An 18,523-nucleotide genomic window follows, 5' to 3' on the forward strand; every position below is an offset into this window, starting at 1 on the left:
TCCTCAGCTCTTCGTCTCTGCCTTGTTCAGCACGCCGGCCGTCTCTTCGTTCAGCGCTCGGCCGGCGCGGCGCGGCTGCGCGAGCGGGGTCGGGATCGGCGTGCCGATATTGCCTTTGAGAAAGCGCTGGCCGGCGCGGATACCTTCGGCGAGCTGTGTCTCGATGCGAGCTGTGTCGCGGCGGCGGACGTCCTCGATCACCTCGGCTACCTCTTCCGGATCGACGCCCAGCGCTTCCAGGGCCGAGCCGCCGAAGACCAGCGCCGATTCAAAGGTCTCGCGCAACTGATAGTCGACGCCGGCGCGGATGAGTTGCAGCGCGGTGCCGCGGTCGAAGGCACGCGCCAGGATAGTGACCAGCGGGAATTCCGCCTTGATCAATTGCGCGATGCGCACGGCCACGTCCGGTTTGTCGACGCAGATCAGCACGGCGCGCGCGCGGCCAGCGCCTGCCGCACGCAGGATGTCGAGCCGCGTGCCGTCGCCGTAATAGACCTTGAAGCCGAAATCGGCCGCCGCCTGGATCATCTCGACCTCATTGTCGATGATCGAGACGTCGAGACCGCGCAAAAGCAGCGGCTGGCTGGCGATCTGGCCGAAGCGGCCGAAGCCGATGATCAGCACGCTGCCGGTTAGCCCGTCGGCGATGTCGACGCCTTCCAGCGATTGCTCGTCGCGCGGGGTGAGGTAGCGCAGTGCCAAGATAGCCACGGGCGTCAGCACCATGGAGATGATGACGATTGCGGTCAGCGTGGAATTGGCCTGGCCGTCGATGATGCCGACGACGGCGGCCGAGGAATAGAGCACAAAGGCGAATTCGCCGCCCTGCGCCATGAAGACGGCGCGCTCGAGCGCCTCGCGATGGCCGCTCTTGAGCATACGCGCGACCAGATAGATGCCGAGCCCCTTCATGACCATATAGGCGACGACATAAATGGCGACTAGGCGCCAGTTCTGGGCGACGACTTCAAGGTCGAGCGACATGCCGACGGCAAGAAAGAACAGGCCGAGCAGGATGCCGCGAAACGGCTCGATATCGGCTTCGAGCTGGTGGCGGAAGGTCGATTCGGAGAGCAGCACGCCGGCGAGGAACGCACCCATCGCCATCGACAAACCGGAAAGCTGCATGGCTAGCGCCGACCCAAGCACCACCAGCAGGGCGGCGGCCGTCATCACTTCGCGGGCGCGGGCATCGGCTAGGATGCGGAAGAGCGGGTTGAGCAGATAGCGACCGGCCACGACGAGACCGACGATCGCCGCGATCCCGATCCCCACTTCGGTCAAGCGCTCAGACAGGCTGGTCTCCGCGCCCCCGGGCGCCAGGAACGCCACCAGCGCCAGAAGCGGCACGATCATCAGGTCTTCGAGCAGAAGGATCGAGACGATGCGCTGCCCCTTGGGCGCGGCGATCTCGCCGCGCTCCTCGAGCAGTTGCATGACGATCGCGGTCGAGGTCAGCACGAAGCCGGCGCCGGCGACGAAGGATTGCGCGATCGGAAAGCCTCCGGCCAGGCCGACGAGCGTCAACAGAACGGCGCAGACGCCAACCTGCAGCGCGCCGAGACCAAAGATTTCCCGGCGCAGGCCCCAGAGCCGCGACGGCTGCATTTCCAGGCCGATGATGAACAGGAACATGACGACGCCAAGCTCGGCGACGTGAAGGATGGCTTCCGATTCGGAAAAAATGCGGAGGCCGAACGGCCCGATGACCACACCGGCAGCGAGATAGCCGAGGATGGAGCCCAGCCCGATGCGCTTGAAGATCGGCACGGCGACCACGCCGGCAGCGAGCAGCGCCACTACCTGTACGAGATCGCTGCCCGATGCTTCAGCCGCCATGACTGCCGTCCTTTCGTTTCAGCACTCCTTGCATGCAGCGGGAGTGCGAGGCAAGGGCAGGGGGCCTGGCAGGAAGAGCAGGGGTGTCTGCCCGAAAACGAGCGTGTGCCGTCAGACAAACTCGCGCTGCAGCTTCGTACACAAGTTTACGCAGCCCGGTCGTTGCGCGCCGCCACAATCAAAGGTTAAGGCCGATAGGCTTTGGCTATGGAGCTTCAGCCATTGGAGGGCAGCGGCGATGGGCCGCTGCCTTTTTTGAGGAGATGACTGACATGAAGAAGTTTTTGCTCGTTGCCGTTGGCGCTGCGGCGCTGGCCGTTTCGGCCTGTTCGAAGGGACCGGAGTGCACACAGGAGATCGCCGCCAAGAAGGCGCAGGACATGGCTGCCGCGCTTCAGGAAGCAATCACCAAGGATCCGAGCAAGGCGGCTGATCTGACGGCCAAGGTGCAGGCCGTGACGACGAAATATCAGAATGCCACGACGCTGGACGAAGCCTGCAAGGCATATGACGAAGTGACTGCCGCCATCAAGGGTTGAGCCAAGTCAAACGAAAGAAGGCGGTGGCCATTGGCTGCCGCCTTTTGTCTTCCTCGATCGCGCTTTGCTCAGTTCTTCGCGATCGAGCCGACTTCGACCGTGTCGACCCGCTTTAGGCTCATGCCGATGACCGGCACCAGTTGCTTGTCGACGCGCACGGCGACCGTCACGGTCATCGAATTGTCATCGGGGACGCGCGCCTGCATGACGCCGTTCAACTGGTTGCGGTTAATGGTGAAGACGACCTTCTGGGGATCGACGACATTGCCGCCGACAATGTCCATGCCGTTGCCGGTCGAGCCGCCCATGAAAGTGCCTTTGTAACCATCCCGGCCCCGGCGTTCGACCGTCGCCGACATCTTCTGGGTGAAAACGCCGACCCGGCAGTCGCCGTCCAGCGTCATGCCGACCTTGCCGTCCGGCGTGGAACCGTTGAAATTGCAGGTGAATTTCGTGCCCTTGTATTTGCCGGCGATGATTTCGCCAGGGCCGACCCATTTGCCTTCGACCGAGCGGAAAAACTGCTTGTCAGCCTCTGCTCCAAAGGCCCTTTCGACGAGGCCGAGCGGTACGGCGGCCGCAACCGTTGCGGTCATGACGCAGGACAAGATTACGCTTCTCATTGACAACACCCGGCACGAACGAGTCTGCTGTTGGAACCAGAGTGACCATGAAGAAGATTGGTTAATGCTTCGTCACTGGCGACCGTTTCTGCATTTACCTTACTGCTCGCTTTGGCCATCCTTTCGCGACGCGAACGAGGTCAATGCCGAGAGGAAATCGCCTAGCCCCGGTCGCTTTACCGCAATGAACGGCAGCGGGCGCGTCGTTTCCATCGCCGCGATGCCGATGCGCGCCGTCATCATGCCGTTGACGACGCCTTCACCAAGCTTTGCCGAGAGCTTCGCGGCAAGGCCGTGGCCGACGATCTGCTGCACGAAACTGTCGCCGACGGCGATCGAGCCGGTCACCGCGAGATGGGCGAGCACACCGCGCGCCAGGCGGAAGAAGCCCAGCGTACCGGGACGGCCGCCATAAAGTTCCGACAGGCGCCGGATCAACCTGCCGGCTTCGAACACGACATAGGCGACGTCGACCAACGCGCGCGGGCTGACCGCCGTCACCAGCGAGACGCGCTTCGCGGCCTCCAGGATCATCATCTTGGCGCGGGCATCGAGCGGCGACAGGATCTCGGTTTCGGCGAGCCGCACCAGATTGGCGCCATCGATGATCTCGCCGCGCAATTCGGCGAGCGAGCGGCGGCCGGCCGCGGTCTCCGGTTTAGCTGCGACAAAGGCGGAAAGCTCGTCGACCAAAGCGCGCGCGGCCTTGGGGTCGTCGCGCGCAACCGCATCCACGGCCCGTCGCTGTAGTTTCTCGACCTCAGCGAGGCGTGCGATGGCGAGGAACTCGCGGATCAGGACGATAAGCAGCGACAAAAGCGCGATGGCCGCCATGCCGGCCGCCAGCCAGCCCAGCCATTCGGCGCGCGCGAAAAGATCACGGATGAGCTGATCCATCCACAAGCCGACCGCGAGCGAGACAAGCACGCCGAAAGCTCCGAAAAACAGGCGTGCCAGCAGCGAGCGCCTCCTTGGAGCGGTAGCCGGTGGCGGCGGGGCCTGCTCAATATCCGGCTGGTCGAAAACGTCGATCTCCGAGGGAATGACGACGGCGACATCGGCCCTGGCGGCGCGTGGCCTGCGCACGGGCTGTTCGGCGCCACGCTTCTGCGGCGCCTCGTGCCTTGGCGCGGACTCGGGCTCGATGCGGAAGGCCGCCGGTTTGCGGGGCGGATTCATGCCAGACGATCTCCGATCAGGAACTGAAGCGCGCGGTCGAGGCGAATATGCGGCAAAGACAGCGTGACGCCTTCGGCCGTCCGCTCGAGCTTCGGCGGACGAAAGCGCACGAAACGGATCGCCGGTTCATTGTTTTCCGCCTGCTGCCCGGAAGCGTCGAACACGGGATCGACCTTTTCCGGCAAGTCACCGGGAAATATGGCTGTTTCGGCTTTGCCGTCGAATGTCTCGCCGTTGATCTTCTCGCCTTTCAAGGGCGTGCCGATGATCACCGGCAATGTCTCGCGGCCTTGCTTCACGATGCCCTCGCGGGTCGAGCGCACCGCCGCCATGGCGACCACATCGACATCGGCGCCGCTGAAATTGGCCCGCGCGACCGCGCGGTCGGCCAGGCGGCGCACGATCGCCTGCAACCGGTCATGGCTTTCGTGGTGCAACTGGTCAGCTTTGGTCGCCGCCACCAGGATGCGGTCAATGCGCCTCGAAAACAGGTCGGTGACGAAATTGCCCCGCCCGGGTCGGAAGCAGGAGAGGATTTCGGTGACGGCCCGTTCGAGGTCGGCCATGGCGGCCGGGCCGGCGTTGAGCGCCTGCATGGCGTCGATCAGCACGATCTGGCGGTCGAGACGGGTGATATGCTCGCGAAAGAACGGTTTTACGACATGCGTCTTGTAGGCCTCGTAGCGGCGCTCCATCATCGCCTGCAGCGATCCGGGGCGGCGCCGTTCGGACAATTTCATCAGCGGCGCGAAGGTCAGCGCCGGCGAGCCTTCGAGATCGCCCGGCATCAGGAAACGACCCGGCGGCAGCGTCGACAGCGCACGTTCGTCGAGCTTGCAAGCCTTGAGATAGGCGGCGAAGCTTTCGGCGAGACGGCGCGCCGTCATCTCGTCCGCGTCGGCGTCCGGATCGAGCGAGGAGGCTAGCTCCTGCCACGCCTGTGACAGGTCGGAGCGGACCGGCAGGGCGGCCAACTCCACCGCCTCGCGCGAAAAATCGGCGAAAGATTTACCGAGCAGCGGCAGGTCAAGCAGCCATTCGCCGGGATAATCGACGATGTCGATCGACAGCTTTCCGGCCGAAAACAGCCGGTTCCAGCCGGAGGCCGACTCGTATTCGATGGTCAGCCTCAGCTCTGAAATGGCGCGCGTCGAATCCGGCCAGACACGGTCGTCGACCAGGGCCGCGACATGGTCCTCGTACTGGAAGCGCGGGACGGCGTCGTCCGGCTGCTCCTCGAGCAAGGCGCGGGCGATGCGGCCCGATTTTTGCGCTTCGAACAGCGGCAGCCGCCCGCCATGGATAAGGTTATGGACGAGAGCGGAAATGAACACCGTCTTGCCGGCGCGGGAGAGGCCGGTGACGCCCAGTCGCAGGGATGGGGAGAAGAGCCCGGCGGCCCGGCCCGACAACGTGTCGAGCGCAATCCTCGCCTCGTCGGTGAAAGTGGTCAGCGATGATGCCAAATCTGCCTCTGGGTCGCCCGTCAGGGCCCGATATAGGCCTTGGGCAAGGCGTTTGAAATGGTGTCAGAGATCGGCGGGACTGAGAAAGGCCTCGAGATAACCACGGCCTTGGCCTGCTTCACCGAGATTGCCGGGAAAACGCACGACGGCGAGTCCGGAAGTGGGAAAGCCGTGGTTGAGCATGCCTCGCGCGGTCTCATCGCCGTCGCCCGACACCGCCATGGCTAGGTCCTCGGTCATCGGATTGTGGCCGATCACCAGCAATGAGCCGGCCCCGCTGTTCTTACGAATGATTTCGAGGTAACCGGCGGCATCTTCGCTGTAGAGTGTGTCGAAGAACAGCACCCGGCCGGTGTCGGTGCGGCCCGCAAGGCCTTCCAGGGTCTGCCGTGCTCGCTTGGCGTTGGAGCAGAGAGTGACATCCGGCACGTAGTCGCGGGCCCGCATGGCGTCACCCATCGCCTCAGCGTCGGCCATGCCCGATTCGTCGAGCGGACGATCGAAGTCACGAACGCCGGGCAGCGCCCATCCGGCCTTGGCATGCCTCAACAGATAAAGTCTGCTCAACCGGCTCCCCCTTTATGTTGAATACGCTGAGCGTTTTGGCGATTAGTCACCAGAACGGTGTCGTGCACAATGGCATAGGACGCGCAACCGCGCCGAATCGCTGATGATTTCGATCTCGACCGTTGAGAAATGGCCGCCGCGAATGCCTGCTGCTGCGAAGACTAACAAATGCGTGAAACTGTTATTGTTTCCGCTTGTGCAGCCCCTTGTCCGCGAATATATAGGCGCCAAATTTGGGGTTGTTGGGTGAGTCGAATGAACGACATCGTTACCGCCGATTACGTACCCTCCGAAGACGAGCCGTTCATGAACGAACGGCAGAAATCATACTTCCGCCAGAAGCTTATCACATGGAAGAATGACATCCTTCGCGAAGCGCGTGAAACACTCGAAATCCTCCAGCAAGAAAACGCCAACCATCCCGACCTAGCCGACCGCGCCTCTTCCGAAACCGACCGAGCCATCGAACTGCGCGCCCGCGATCGCCAGCGCAAGCTCATCTCGAAAATCGACTCCGCGCTGCAGCGCATCGACGAAGGCACCTATGGCTATTGCGAGGAAACCGGCGAGCCGATCGCGCTGAAGCGGCTCGACGCCCGCCCGATCGCAACGCTGTCGATCGAGGCGCAGGAGCGCCACGAGCGCCGCGAGAAGGTCTACCGCGACGACTGACGCGAGTTGGACAGACGCAGGTTTTGCCGAAAATGGCCGGATCTTCCGGCCATTTTCTTTTCTTGAGCGGCCAATCCTTCCGAGTCAGCGTTTGTGGCTGGCCAGCTCGCCGAGAAGCTTGGTCATCTCGTCATCGAGCGAGGGCTTCGCCGCCGGCTTGCTTGCCGGTTTGGAATGGGACTCCTCCAACGATGCCTCGAGCTCGTGCATCAGTGTGTCGTCGATCGAGTCGTTGGAGGGCTGCGGCGGGGCCTGCCGGCCAGTGCCATTCGTCCCATACGCAGGGAGCGGCATGACTTTCGCGGCTGGGGGAGGCGATACCAGCGGCTTTGCCGGAGGGGGCGCCGCGCGCGGGCGCGACACGGGCTCGCTCACGGGAGCCGGCGCCGGTGCGGTCGGCTGCCGGGCCGGGGCGGGTGCGGGCTGAGGCGCCCGCGGGCGCGGCGCGGCGGTCTGCTGCTGGCCGCTGTCTCCGGTCAGCGCCGGGCGGCGAGGTGCTGCCAGCCTTATGTCGCGCTCGACCACGACATCAGTCGGGCCGCCGATCAGGATGAGGTGTTCGATATCGTCGCGCCGCACCAGCACCAGCCGGCGGTGGCTGTCGACAGCGGTGGCGTCCATGACGGCGAGCCGTGTCTTGCGATTCCGGCCTCCGGCAACGAAGGTGCCGAAAGTCAGGTTGCGGACTACCTTGATGACGAGCAGGACCACGACCAGCAGAACAAGGGCCGCGAACGTCCATAGAATTGCAGCGACGTAACCCGGCCCCGCTACGCTATCCAGCCACTGCAGCATCGGTGCACCCAATCGCCTTTGAAGTGACGCGACACTAGACCTTAGGGACTAGCCTCCGCAAGGCGACATCACCCATCGTGAACAGTTTGAAACATGAATCGTTGATTTTATCGGACATTTGCCGTCCGGGCCTTTTCCGCTACAGGAGAATGTGATTCAACCGGCCGTTCGCGGGTGTCGGGGCATCGGAATCACGAGCAGGGGGCACATGGCCAAGGAAACGCGCGGCGATTTCTATCCGGTACCGATCGTCGACCAAAACACGCGTCCGGGCGCCATCGCCAGGCTCATCATCTTCATCGTCGTTTTGACCGGCGCGGCGGTCGTCTTCGGGTTGTTCCGCGAGCGCCTCGGCGATCCGTTCCTGCTCGGCATGCTTGGCGTGCTCGCCATGATCGGCGTCGGCTTTCTGTTCGCGACGGCGATCGGCTTCGTGCAGATCGCGCCGCGTTCAACCGGAGACGAGCTGTCCAAAGCGTTCGTCGATTCAATGTCGCAAGGCCTCCTGGTCACCGACACCAAGGGTCGCGTAATCTACGCCAACCGGGCCTATGCCGAGATGACGGGTGCCGCTTCGGCGGCCGACCTCAAGACGGTCGAGGGGCTGCTTTCGGACGTCCCCGAGGCTTCAATGACCATCTACCGGCTGGCGTCCGGCCTGCGCGACGGCCAGGCCGGCGACGGTGAATTCCGCCTGGCGCAATCGATCAAGCCTGGGGCCGAGCCGGGCGCGCGCTGGTACCGCGTCCGCGCGCGCGCCTTCAACGTGCCGGGCCAGCGGCTGCCGTTGCTTGCCTGGCAGATCGCAGACATTTCGCAGGAGCGGGCGGAACAGGAGCGTTTCTTCCTCGACCTGCAAAAGGCGATAGACCATCTCGACCACGCGCCCGCAGGCTTCTTCTCGGCCGACCAGGAAGGCCGCGTCACCTATATCAATGCGACGCTTGCCGAATGGCTGGGCATCGACCTTGCCAGCTTCACCCCGGGCGCGGTCACGCTGCCGGAGATCGTCGCCGGCGACGGCATGGCGCTCGTCCGCTCGGTCAAGGCTGATCCCGGCGCCACGCGCAACGCCGTCATCGACCTTGATCTGACGACAATGAGCGGCCAGGCACTGCCGGTCCGCTTCATGCACCGCGTTTCGGCAAGCCGCGAAGGAGTGAACGGGCCGACGCGCACCATCGTGCTCAACCGCACCCAGGGAGAGGACGCGTCCGCCGACCTGCGCGCCTCGGAGGTGCGCTTCACGCGATTCTTCAACTCGACGCCGATGGCGATAGCCGGCGTCGATGCCGGCGGGCGCATTCTGCGCACCAATGCGCCGTTCCTGTCGCTGTTTTCGTCCGTCGTCGACCGGGACGCTGTCGACCGGCGTGTGCGTTTTGAGAGCGTGGTGCATGAACGCGACCGGCCGGCCTTCGCCGCCGCCTTCGAGAAGGCGCGGCAGCGGCAGGCCAATATCGAGCCGATCGACTCGTTGCTGCCCGGCCATGAGGAGCGCCACATCCGCTTCTACGTGAATGCGGTCGCCGACGGCGCCGGTAGCGAGGGTGCTGAGGAATCGGCCATCGTCTACGCCGTCGAGACTACCGAGCAGAAGGCGCTCGAGGGCCAGATGGCCCAGAGCCAGAAGATGCAGGCGGTCGGCCAGCTTGCCGGCGGCATCGCGCACGACTTCAACAACGTGCTCACCGCCATCATCATGGCGTCGGACCTCCTGCTCACCAACCACCGGCCGTCGGACCCGTCCTTCCCCGACATCATGAACATCAAGCAGAACGCCAACCGGGCGGCGTCGCTTGTTAGGCAGTTGCTGGCCTTCTCGCGCAAGCAGACCTTGCGGCCGGAAGTTCTCAACCTGACCGATGTGCTTGCCGATCTGCGCATGCTGCTTGCCCGCCTGGTGGGCAACGATATCAGGCTGAAGATCGACCACGGGCGCGATCTGTGGCCGGTCAAGGTCGACATCGGCCAATTCGAGCAGGTGGTGGTTAATCTCGCCGTCAACGCGCGCGATGCGATGCCCACCGGCGGCGATCTTACCGTGCGCACCCGCAACGTCATGGCCGAGGAGTGCAAATCGTTCCCGTATCGCGAGCTTATCCCGGCCGATTATGTGCTGGTCGAGGTCGAGGACACGGGCAGCGGCATCGCGCCGGAGGTGCTGAAGAAGATATTCGAGCCGTTCTTCACCACAAAGGAGGTCGGCAAGGGAACGGGCCTTGGCCTCTCGATGGTGTATGGCATCATCAAGCAGACCGGCGGCTTCATCTACTGCGATTCCGAAGTCGGCAAGGGCACGGTGTTCCGGATCTTCCTGCCGCGTCACGTGACGGAGGTGAAGAAGGCGAGCGAATCTGCCGACACTGCGGCGGCGGCAGCTCCAGCCAAGCCGGCCGACACGGCGAAGGACCTCTCAGGTTCGGCGACCGTGCTTCTGGTCGAGGACGAGGACGCCGTTCGCATGGGCGGCGTGAGGGCGCTGACTTCGCGCGGCTACACCGTTCACGAGGCTTCCTCCGGCGTCGAGGCGCTGGAGGTCTTCGAGGCACTCGGCGGCAAGGTCGACATCGTCGTGTCCGATGTGGTGATGCCGGAAATGGACGGGCCGACGCTGCTCGGCGAATTGCGCAAGCGCCAGCCGGACATAAAATTCGTCTTCGTTTCCGGCTATGCCGAGGACGCTTTTGCCAAAAACCTGCCGGCCGACGCGCATTTCGGCTTCCTGCCCAAACCATTCTCGCTCAAGCAACTGGCGACGATCGTCAAAGACGTGCTGGAATCTTAAAGCGCATCGGTGAAGCAGATCAGGCGACGCGCTTCAGATCATTGCTTGATGCAGGTCGTTTCCCCAAAAGCGCTGCGCCCTTTTAGGCGACATGTCTTAAACAGCTATCGCTTGCACATTGCAGCGAGCCTGCCATGATGGCGATCGGATGGGTCCTGTCATGGGGGTGATAGCGCGTGACGCCGCACATCGAGGCGGGCAGGGGAGATTATGCCGAAACGGTGCTGCTGCCGGGCGACCCCGAGCGCGCGCAGTGGATGGCGCAAACTTTTCTGGAGGCGCCGCGCTGCATCAATCTCCGTCGGGGCGCCCTCGGCTTCACTGGCCGTTTCCGCGGTAAGCCGGTCAGCATCCAGGCAACCGGCATCGGCGTCTCTTCTTTCCTGATCTATGCCCATGAGTTGCTGGACTATCATGGCGTGAAGACGCTGATCCGCACAGGAACATGCGGCGCATTGTCGGACGACGTTCCGCTGCGGGGCTTGGTCGTTTCAAGCGCCGTGCGCGCCGAGGGCCCGATCAGCGGGCAGGTGTTCGGACTTTACCAGCCGGCCGGCCCCGATGAGGCGCTCCATGCGCTGGCGCTGCAGCGGGCCGCCGATCTCGGCATTGCCTGCAGCGCCGGCCTGACCGTCTGCAGCGACATCTTCCATCATCCCGATGGCCGCGCCCGCTTCGACGAGCCCAGGGCGCTCGGCGCGCTGGCGGTCGATATGGAAACCAGCGCGCTCTACCGCATCTCGGCGCAGTTCGGCGCGCGCGCCCTATCGCTGCTGACCGTGGTCGACCACGTCGCCGCCGACGAGCAGACCGAGTATTCCGAACGCCAGGCGCTGTTCACCGACATGACCCGCCTGGCACTGGAAGTCGCGGTCACTGCTTAGGCGGTTTCCGCTTCAACTGCCCCTCGGCTGTCGGCCGGCGACCCGCAGATAAAGCGGCAGGTTGTGCGCAGCATCGAAGCGAAGTTCCTTGTTCGATCAATGTTTCGTGCAGGTGGAGGCGGTAAAGGCGCCGTCCTGCTGCTTCATGATGATGTCGAAGGAGGGAGCGCCTGGATCGTCGAGCGTCGCCTGTGTCAGCGAGATCGAGTTGCCGCCGCTCGTATAGCCGCCGAGCGGGCCGAGCCAGCTGATCTCGCCATTGGCGTCCATCTGGTAGTTGTAGGTTCCCGACGTGCCGAAGGTCACTGGGCCGCTATAGACATTGCCCTTGATGGTGATGTCGCCGAGATTGATGAAGAGGCCGAGCAGATAGACCTCGCAATGATAGACGCCGTCCGGAAGCTTGCCTTCGGCGAAGTCCGCGCGGGCCTTGCCCACGGCCGACGCAAGAAGCAGCAAGCTCAGAAGAATGCGAATCGGGAAGGCCATGCGGTCGCTCATTTCGGCGGCGACCTTGCCCCATTTTGCCGCTGCCCCGCAACTGGCCGGCGAGTGCCGGCAGGGAGACGAGATTAAGCATTGGGCAATTTCATAATTTGGGCAAAATCTAGGCAGAGTTGCGCAACGTTTTCTCAAACCCAGGGTGCTTGATCGGCGTCGTTTTATTCGCTTCTCAAGCGCGAAGTGTTTGTATTTAATGACTATTTCTCCTGATCCCCGCATGCGTCCGCGTTTGGCACGTCGCTTGCAACCAAGTTTGATGAGATCGGATCGTCAACCATCACCGGTTGACGAGCGGAAGGGTTGCCTTCGAGGGGAAGGCGCTCGACCGGAGCGCGGCGTATGACCGCGCCCGGTCGGGCATCGCATCGTGCCGCAGGGCAGGGAGATTTCTCCGCTGCTCACGGTCCTCGAAAATCTGAAGTCCGGCTTCGCGCCGCTTCGGCGCGGCGACCGCAACATTCCTTCGCATGTCTTCGAGGTGTTTGCGGTGCTGAGGCAGATGCCTTCGCGGCGCGGCGGCGACCTGTGCGGTGACCAGCGGCAGCTCGCCACTCGGGCGGGCGCTGGTGAAGCGGCCGAAGCTACGCACGCCGTCGCCGGTCTCGCGATGCAGAATAGATTCCTCGTGCGGACGCCTAGATCATTGCGGATTATGCACCGTTTATGACGCTTCCAAGTAACGGAATGGATCCTTGGGTCTTCGCTCCGGTTCGAGTCGTTACGCGGAAGGATGACGAAGTGTTCGACGGCTCTGGCGCGACCAATAGCGCATGCTAGTCTTTCATGGCCTTGGTGAGTCGGGCTCTTTCCGTATCAGTCGAGATGAAGGGGGATGGCGCGGGCTCCGCCCGCAAGGTCCGCGCAAGCAAGCCTGCCTAGCTTTCCCCGCAGTGATTGTCGGTCGATGCGTCCAACAAAAGCTTGCCAGGGGAAGGCGATGGAACGTTTTGTCGAGGACTATCAGAAGCGGCGGCTGACCGAGCGGGTCGATATCATGACGGCGATCAACATCCTGATGTCGCAGGGCTACGACGAGGATGATCTGCTCGGCGAAATAACCAAGGTTTTTTACGTCGACCTCGACGCCTATAACGAAGTGATCGGGCACCACTGACGGTTTGAGCAGCAAGACTTCAACCGTTCCGGAATTGCTCTGAGCTTCAGGCGCTGCGGTGGATGTCGAGCACGCGGCTGCGAGCGAAGACTCCGACATTCCGTAAGGTCAGAGGACGAACACCGACAACAGCAGTATGATGCCGACCGCCATCATCACCAGACCTGGCCAATTCTGAGACAGGCCGAGGAAACGGAGTCCGCGTCGCCGCGGCTCCAGTGTGGGGCCTGGTGTTGCCAGGTTCGGCGCCGGACGGTCCGGCGCTGTAGATGCCGGGTCACTCAGGCGTCCGCGCCTCAAAGTGGCGCCTGCCATGTAGACGACGCCTGCGATGGTAAGCAACGCACCGAGAATGACGGCCATCTTCCCTCGCTCCTTTCCGACGCTGCGGGATGTGGCGAGCGTTTCGCGAGGGTCGCCGTACCGAATCTTTCGGCGAGATAACCCTCCGCCGACCTCGCGATCGGCTGGGACAGAACGGTCAACATGGCCGGCAGGTTCCGACAAGCCAACCGCCGACGGCGTTCGGCGCCGGGCAAACTTCCGGCGTTCCAACAAAGAGCCGCGGCAGTTTAGGCCGCCACCCGCTTCATCAGCGCCATGGCACCGAAGGGCGCGCGCACCTTGCCCTCGCTTATGAAATAGGCGAACACGTCGCGCGGCTTGACCGGCGCGTCGGTCTTGGGATCGGCGCGCGGCAGGTCGGCCGGCTGCCTGCCTTCCGCCCAGGTCTTGACGCGGCCGGCCCATTCGTCGAGCCCTTTCGGCGTGTAGCAATCGGGATTGTCGTCGCTGCCGGTTTGCAGGCGCGCATAGACGAAATCGCCGGTGACGTCGGCGATCGCCGGATATTTGGCGTGGTCGGCATAGACGATGGCGGCATTGTATTTGCGCGCCAGAGCCGGAAATTCCGGCACGATGAAGCTGTCATGCCGCACTTCGAGCGCATGGCGCAGCGGCACGCCGTCCTGCTTGTCGGGCAGCAGCTTCAGGAAGGCCTCGAGATCGTCCGCATCGAACTTCTTTGTCGGCGCGAACTGCCACAGGATCGGTCCCAGTTTGTCGCCGAGCGCGACAATGCCCGAGCCGAGGAAGCGCATTATCGATTCCCCGGCCTCGCCGAGCACGCGGCGGTTGGTGACGAAGCGGTTGCCCTTGAGCGAAAAGACGAAGCCGTCCGGCGTATCGTTCGCCCACTTGACGAAGGTCGGCTCCTTGAAGCTGGAATAATAGGTGCCGTTGACCTCGATGCTCGGCACCTGGCGGCTGGCATAGTGCAACTGCTTGGCCTTGGCTAGCTTGTCCGGATAGAAGGAGGTGTCCCAGGGCTCGAAGGTCCAGCCGCCCATGCCGGAGCGGATCTTGCCTTGGCTCATCGTCTTCCTCCTCCGAGTTTTGAATGCGGCTCAGGCTGCTTTGTCGACCGGCTTGGCCATGTCGACCAATATCCATCCTGGCCGGTAAGGGTTGGCGCGGCGACCCGTTTCCCGATAGCCGTAAGCCGAATAGAGCGCGATGTTCCGCTCCATGCGCGAATTGGTGTAGAGCCGCACCTCCGGCACGCCCCATGACCGCGCCTGCTCGTCGGCGAAGTCGAGCAGCGCGATGCCGAGTTTCCTGCCCTGGAAGGCCGGCGAAACGGCAACGCTGAAGATCATGGCATGATCGTCGTGCCGCTCGAGGACAAGCAGCCCGGCCAGATCGGAACCATCCTCCAGCAGCCAGACCTCGCCGCGCGCAATGCGGGGTGCATAGTCCTCGGTCACCGGGATCGGTGGCGCGCCGAACAGGGCGGTATAGGGGGCGTAGGCGTCCGTGGTTATCGCGACGACAGCTTGGAGATCACCTGCAAGCGCTTGCCTGATCTTCATTTGAGACTGTTCCAAACGCTTGCCGACCCACTCGCTCACTCGGCCGCTTCGCGCTTGCCCCCGGGGCGCCGCTCCAGAAGCTCCTTCAGGAACTGGCCGGTGTAGCTGCGCTTTTCGCGCACGATCGCTTCCGGGGTGCCGGAGGCGACCAGCTCGCCGCCACCGTCGCCGCCCTCGGGGCCGAGGTCGAGCACCCAGTCGGCTGTCTTGATGACTTCGAGATTGTGCTCGATCACCACCACCGTGTTGCCCTGGTCGACCAGCTCATGCAGCACTTCGAGCAGCTTGGCGACGTCGTGGAAATGCAGGCCGGTGGTCGGCTCGTCGAGGATGTAGAGCGTCTTACCGGTCGCCTTGCGCGACAGTTCCTTGGCCAGCTTGATGCGCTGCGCCTCGCCGCCGGACAGCGTCGTGGCCTGCTGGCCGATATGGATGTAGCCGAGCCCGACCTGCTTCAGCGTATCGAGCTTGTCGCGCACGCCGGGCACCGCCGAGAAGAACTCGACGCCTTCCTCGACCGTCATGTCGAGCACGTCGGCGATCGACTTGCCCTTGAACAGCACGTCCAGCGTCTCGCGGTTGTAGCGCTTGCCATGGCAGACGTCGCAGGTGACGTAGACGTCGGGCAGGAAGTGCATCTCGATCTTGATGACGCCGTCGCCCTGGCACGCCTCGCAGCGGCCGCCCTTGACGTTGAAGGAGAAACGGCCCGGCTGATAGCCGCGCGCCTTGGCCTCCGGCAGACCGGCGAACCAATCGCGGATCGGCGTGAAGGCGCCGGTATAAGTGGCGGGGTTGGAGCGCGGCGTGCGGCCAATCGGCGACTGGTCGATATCGATGACCTTGTCGAGGAACTCCAGGCCCTCGATGCGATCATGCTCGGCCGGATGCTCGCGCGAGCCCATGATGCGGCGTGAGGCCGCCTTGAACAGCGTCTCGATCAGGAAGGTCGACTTGCCGCCGCCGGAGACGCCGGTGACGCAAGTGAAAGTGCCGAGCGGGATCTCCGCCGTGACGTTCTTCAAATTGTTGCCGCGCGCGCCGACGACCTTGATACGCCGGTTCTTTTTCGCCTCGCGGCGCACCGCCGGCGTCGCGACCTCGAGCTCGCCCGACAAATACTTGCCGGTGATCGAGGCGGGCGTCGCCATGATCTGCTGCGGCGTGCCTTGCGCGATGATCTCACCGCCATGGATGCCGGCGGCCGGGCCGATATCGACGACATAGTCGGCATGCAGGATGGCGTCCTCGTCATGCTCGACGACGATCACCGTGTTGCCGATATCGCGCAGGTGCTTCAGCGTATCGAGCAGGCGGGCATTGTCGCGCTGGTGCAGACCGATAGACGGCTCGTCCAGGACGTAAAGCACGCCCGTCAAGCCGGAGCCGATCTGCGAGGCCAAACGAATGCGCTGGCTCTCGCCGCCCGACAGCGTGCCGGAATTGCGCGACAACGTCAGATAGTCGAGGCCGACATCGTTCAAGAAACGCAAGCGCTCGCGGATTTCCTTCAGCACCCGGACGGCGATCTCATTCTGCTTCTCGTTGAGCTGCGCCGGCAGATCGGTGAACCACTGGTCGGCCTTGCGGATCGACAGCTCCGTGACCTCGCCGATGTGCCTGCCGGCGATCTTGACCGAGAGCGCTTCCGGCTTCAGCCGGTAGCCGTTGCAGGCGGGGCAGGGGGTGGCCGACATGAAGCGCTCGATCTCCTCGCGCATCCAGGCCGATTCCGTTTCTTTCCAGCGCCGGTCGAGGTTGGGGATGACGCCCTCGAAGGTCTTGGTCGTTTTGTAGGAGCGCAGGCCGTCGTCATACTGGAAGGTGATCTCGCGCTCGCCCGTGCCGTGCAGCACGGCCTGCTGCGCCTCGGCGCTCAGATCCTTGAACTTGTCGCCGAGCTTGAAGCCATAGGCCTTGCCCAAGGCCTCAAGCGTCTGCGCGTAATAGGGCGAGGTCGATTTCGCCCACGGGCTGATGGCGCCATCGCGCAGCGAGACATTCTCGTCCGGCACAACGAGGTTGGCGTCGATGGCGCGCTGGCTGCCGAGGCCGTCGCAGGTCGGGCAGGCGCCGAACGGATTGTTGAAGGAGAACAGCCTGGGCTCGATCTCGGGAATGGTGAAGCCGGACACCGGGCAGGCGAATTTTTCCGAGAACATGATGCGCTCATGCGTCTCGTTCTTCGACTTGTTGACCGAGTCCTCGCCCGTCCGGCTGGCGTCGAGCGGCTTGTCGGCGAACTCGGCCACCGCAAGACCGTCGGCGAGCTTCAGCGCCGTCTCCATCGAATCCGCAAGCCGTGTCGCCAGATCGCCGCGAACGACGATGCGGTCGACGACCACGTCGATGTCGTGCTTGTATTTCTTGTCCAGCGCCGGCACGTCGGCGATCTCGTAGAAGACGCCGTCGACCTTGACGCGCTGGAACCCCTTCTTCTGCAGCTCCAGAAGTTCCTTGCGGTATTCGCCCTTGCGGCCGCGCACGATCGGCGCCAGTAGGTAGAGACGCGTGCCCTCGTCCAGCGCCAGCACGCGGTCAACCATCTGGCTGACCGTCTGGCTTTCGATCGGCAGGCCGGTGGCCGGCGAATAGGGAATGCCGACGCGGGCGAAGAGCAGGCGCATATAGTCGTAGATTTCGGTGACGGTGCCGACTGTCGAGCGCGGGTTGCGCGAGGTCGTCTTCTGCTCGATCGAGATGGCGGGAGACAAGCCGTCGATCTGGTCGACGTCCGGCTTCTGCATCATCTCCAGGAACTGGCGGGCATAGGCCGAAAGGCTTTCGACATAGCGGCGCTGACCCTCGGCATAGATGGTGTCGAAGGCGAGCGACGACTTGCCGGATCCCGACAGGCCGGTCATGACGATCAGGCTGTCGCGCGGCAGGTCGAGATCGACGTTCTTGAGATTGTGTTCGCGCGCGCCGCGAATGGAAAGATATTTTTGGTCGGCCATCGCCGGTCGCCGCCTCAGGTCTGGAATTTGCTGGATTGGCGGGTTTGTCCCGGCCATCCCCTATGTAGGTAATCTCGTCGCCGCGTCGAGAGACGCCACAATCTCGACCAAAGCGTTTAACCGCCTTTCGCGCGAGCGGGCAAGCGGAAAGAACAAAGGCCGAACACCCTCCTGACAAAGCGCTGTGGAAACAGCGGCTGCAAAAACCGTCGCGACCGATCAGTCGAAGGCATTCGACTTACCTGGACGTAACCTCCGATCGATCACATTTTTCTGTAACCGGCTCTTCAACGGTTGACGTCTCGGACCCATGGGGGCAGTCTCAAAGGCGTCAACGAAGCCGGCCGTCTGTCGATGGCCTCGTCACCCAGAGGTGGCCTGCGAGACGCCGCAGGCTTCAGCGATTTGCGCTTCGGACGACATTGCCACAACGGACCAGGAGCGGAGCATGACGCCACCGGACAGTCCCTTGAGGCTCCACGAAGCGATGGAGCCGCGGCGGGCATAGTGCCAGGGTAGGCGTGAGCGCCTCCCGAAAAACGTGACCTGCCGATTCCTACAATCAGAGACCATAGTCGGATCGTCGGCTGAAAGCCGCGTTGCATCCGAAACAGAACGCCGGCAGTCCACTCCCGGCTAAAATTGGGTTTCAGATCCATGAAAGCCCCGTCCACCTGCGGAAGCAGTGGCGGGGCTTGCATTTTGCGAGCCGGAGGTCCGTCGCT

General features: G+C 63.5%; 16 protein-coding genes and 1 pseudogene. 6 read left to right on the plus strand and 11 right to left on the minus strand.

Annotated features, from left to right (window positions below):
- Positions 1-3: 3 nt before the first annotated feature.
- Positions 4-1,839: a monovalent cation:proton antiporter-2 (CPA2) family protein gene (locus tag A9K71_RS07045; protein ID WP_066992402.1), complete on the minus strand. Its 1,836-nt coding sequence runs from the start codon at positions 1,837-1,839 to the stop codon at positions 4-6.
- A gap of 272 nt (positions 1,840-2,111) precedes the next feature.
- Here A9K71_RS07045 and A9K71_RS07050 point away from each other — a divergent pair, with 272 nt between their 5' ends.
- Positions 2,112-2,378 (plus strand): hypothetical protein, encoded by a 267-nt coding sequence (locus A9K71_RS07050; RefSeq protein WP_066992405.1) that lies wholly within the window; start codon positions 2,112-2,114, stop codon positions 2,376-2,378.
- 68 nt (positions 2,379-2,446) lie between these two features.
- Here the strand turns inward: A9K71_RS07050 and A9K71_RS07055 are convergent, their stop codons facing one another.
- From A9K71_RS07055 to A9K71_RS07070, 4 genes are all read right to left on the minus strand, one after another.
- Entirely contained in the window at positions 2,447-2,974 is a 528-nt protein-coding gene (locus tag A9K71_RS07055) for a hypothetical protein (protein WP_245299552.1), read from the minus strand.
- 126 nt (positions 2,975-3,100) lie between these two features.
- Entirely contained in the window at positions 3,101-4,180 is a 1,080-nt protein-coding gene (locus A9K71_RS07060) for a TIGR01620 family protein (protein ID WP_066992411.1), read from the minus strand.
- Positions 4,177-5,646 (minus strand): YcjX family protein, encoded by a 1,470-nt coding sequence (locus A9K71_RS07065; RefSeq protein ID WP_066992414.1) that lies wholly within the window; start codon positions 5,644-5,646, stop codon positions 4,177-4,179. Before A9K71_RS07065 ends, A9K71_RS07060 begins: the two co-directional genes overlap by 4 nt.
- Before the next feature lie 63 nt (positions 5,647-5,709).
- Positions 5,710-6,213: a histidine phosphatase family protein gene (locus tag A9K71_RS07070; protein ID WP_066992417.1), complete on the minus strand. Its 504-nt coding sequence runs from the start codon at positions 6,211-6,213 to the stop codon at positions 5,710-5,712.
- A 255-nt stretch (positions 6,214-6,468) separates the two neighbouring features.
- Between A9K71_RS07070 and dksA the strand changes: the two genes are divergently transcribed.
- A complete protein-coding gene (dksA, locus tag A9K71_RS07075; RefSeq protein ID WP_040972254.1) occupies positions 6,469-6,885 on the plus strand; it encodes an RNA polymerase-binding protein DksA in 417 nt (138 codons plus the stop codon).
- Between the two features lie 84 nt (positions 6,886-6,969).
- On the opposite strand, the gene A9K71_RS07080 is transcribed toward dksA, so the two are convergent.
- On the minus strand, positions 6,970-7,680 hold the full coding sequence (locus A9K71_RS07080; protein ID WP_066992420.1) for a flagellar biosynthetic protein FliO: 711 nt from the start codon (positions 7,678-7,680) through the stop codon (positions 6,970-6,972).
- Positions 7,681-7,888: 208 nt separating this feature from the next.
- Here A9K71_RS07080 and A9K71_RS07085 point away from each other — a divergent pair, with 208 nt between their 5' ends.
- A complete protein-coding gene (locus tag A9K71_RS07085) occupies positions 7,889-10,468 on the plus strand; it encodes a PAS domain-containing sensor histidine kinase (protein ID WP_066992423.1) in 2,580 nt (859 codons plus the stop codon).
- A gap of 176 nt (positions 10,469-10,644) precedes the next feature.
- Positions 10,645-11,352: a purine-nucleoside phosphorylase gene (locus A9K71_RS07090; protein ID WP_066992426.1), complete on the plus strand. Its 708-nt coding sequence runs from the start codon at positions 10,645-10,647 to the stop codon at positions 11,350-11,352.
- Positions 11,353-11,448: 96 nt separating this feature from the next.
- On the opposite strand, the gene A9K71_RS07095 is transcribed toward A9K71_RS07090, so the two are convergent.
- Entirely contained in the window at positions 11,449-11,841 is a 393-nt protein-coding gene (locus A9K71_RS07095; protein WP_066992768.1) for a hypothetical protein, read from the minus strand.
- Positions 11,842-12,106: 265 nt separating this feature from the next.
- On the opposite strand from A9K71_RS07095, the pseudogene A9K71_RS33000 reads away from it, so the two are divergent.
- Positions 12,107-12,440 (plus strand): annotated as a pseudogene (locus A9K71_RS33000) (ATP-binding cassette domain-containing protein); the annotation flags it as partial.
- A 353-nt stretch (positions 12,441-12,793) separates the two neighbouring features.
- The gene (locus A9K71_RS29995) at positions 12,794-12,970 is read left to right on the plus strand and encodes a hypothetical protein (protein WP_082953673.1); all 177 of its coding nucleotides are present in this window, start codon (positions 12,794-12,796) and stop codon (positions 12,968-12,970) included.
- A 108-nt stretch (positions 12,971-13,078) separates the two neighbouring features.
- On the opposite strand, the gene A9K71_RS07105 is transcribed toward A9K71_RS29995, so the two are convergent.
- The 4 genes from A9K71_RS07105 to uvrA form a co-directional block, all read right to left on the minus strand.
- Positions 13,079-13,333, minus strand: a complete 255-nt coding sequence (locus A9K71_RS07105; RefSeq protein WP_066992433.1) for a hypothetical protein — start codon at positions 13,331-13,333, stop codon at positions 13,079-13,081.
- 209 nt (positions 13,334-13,542) lie between these two features.
- Entirely contained in the window at positions 13,543-14,346 is an 804-nt protein-coding gene (locus A9K71_RS07110; protein ID WP_066992436.1) for a DUF72 domain-containing protein, read from the minus strand.
- 30 nt (positions 14,347-14,376) lie between these two features.
- Positions 14,377-14,841, minus strand: a complete 465-nt coding sequence (locus A9K71_RS07115) for a GNAT family N-acetyltransferase (protein ID WP_066992439.1) — start codon at positions 14,839-14,841, stop codon at positions 14,377-14,379.
- Positions 14,842-14,876: 35 nt separating this feature from the next.
- A complete protein-coding gene (gene uvrA / locus A9K71_RS07120) occupies positions 14,877-17,798 on the minus strand; it encodes an excinuclease ABC subunit UvrA (protein ID WP_066992442.1) in 2,922 nt (973 codons plus the stop codon).
- Positions 17,799-18,523 lie beyond the last annotated feature (725 nt).

It is taken from the genome of Mesorhizobium sp. WSM3873, assembly GCF_001672445.1.
Lineage (GTDB): Bacteria > Pseudomonadota > Alphaproteobacteria > Rhizobiales > Rhizobiaceae > Mesorhizobium.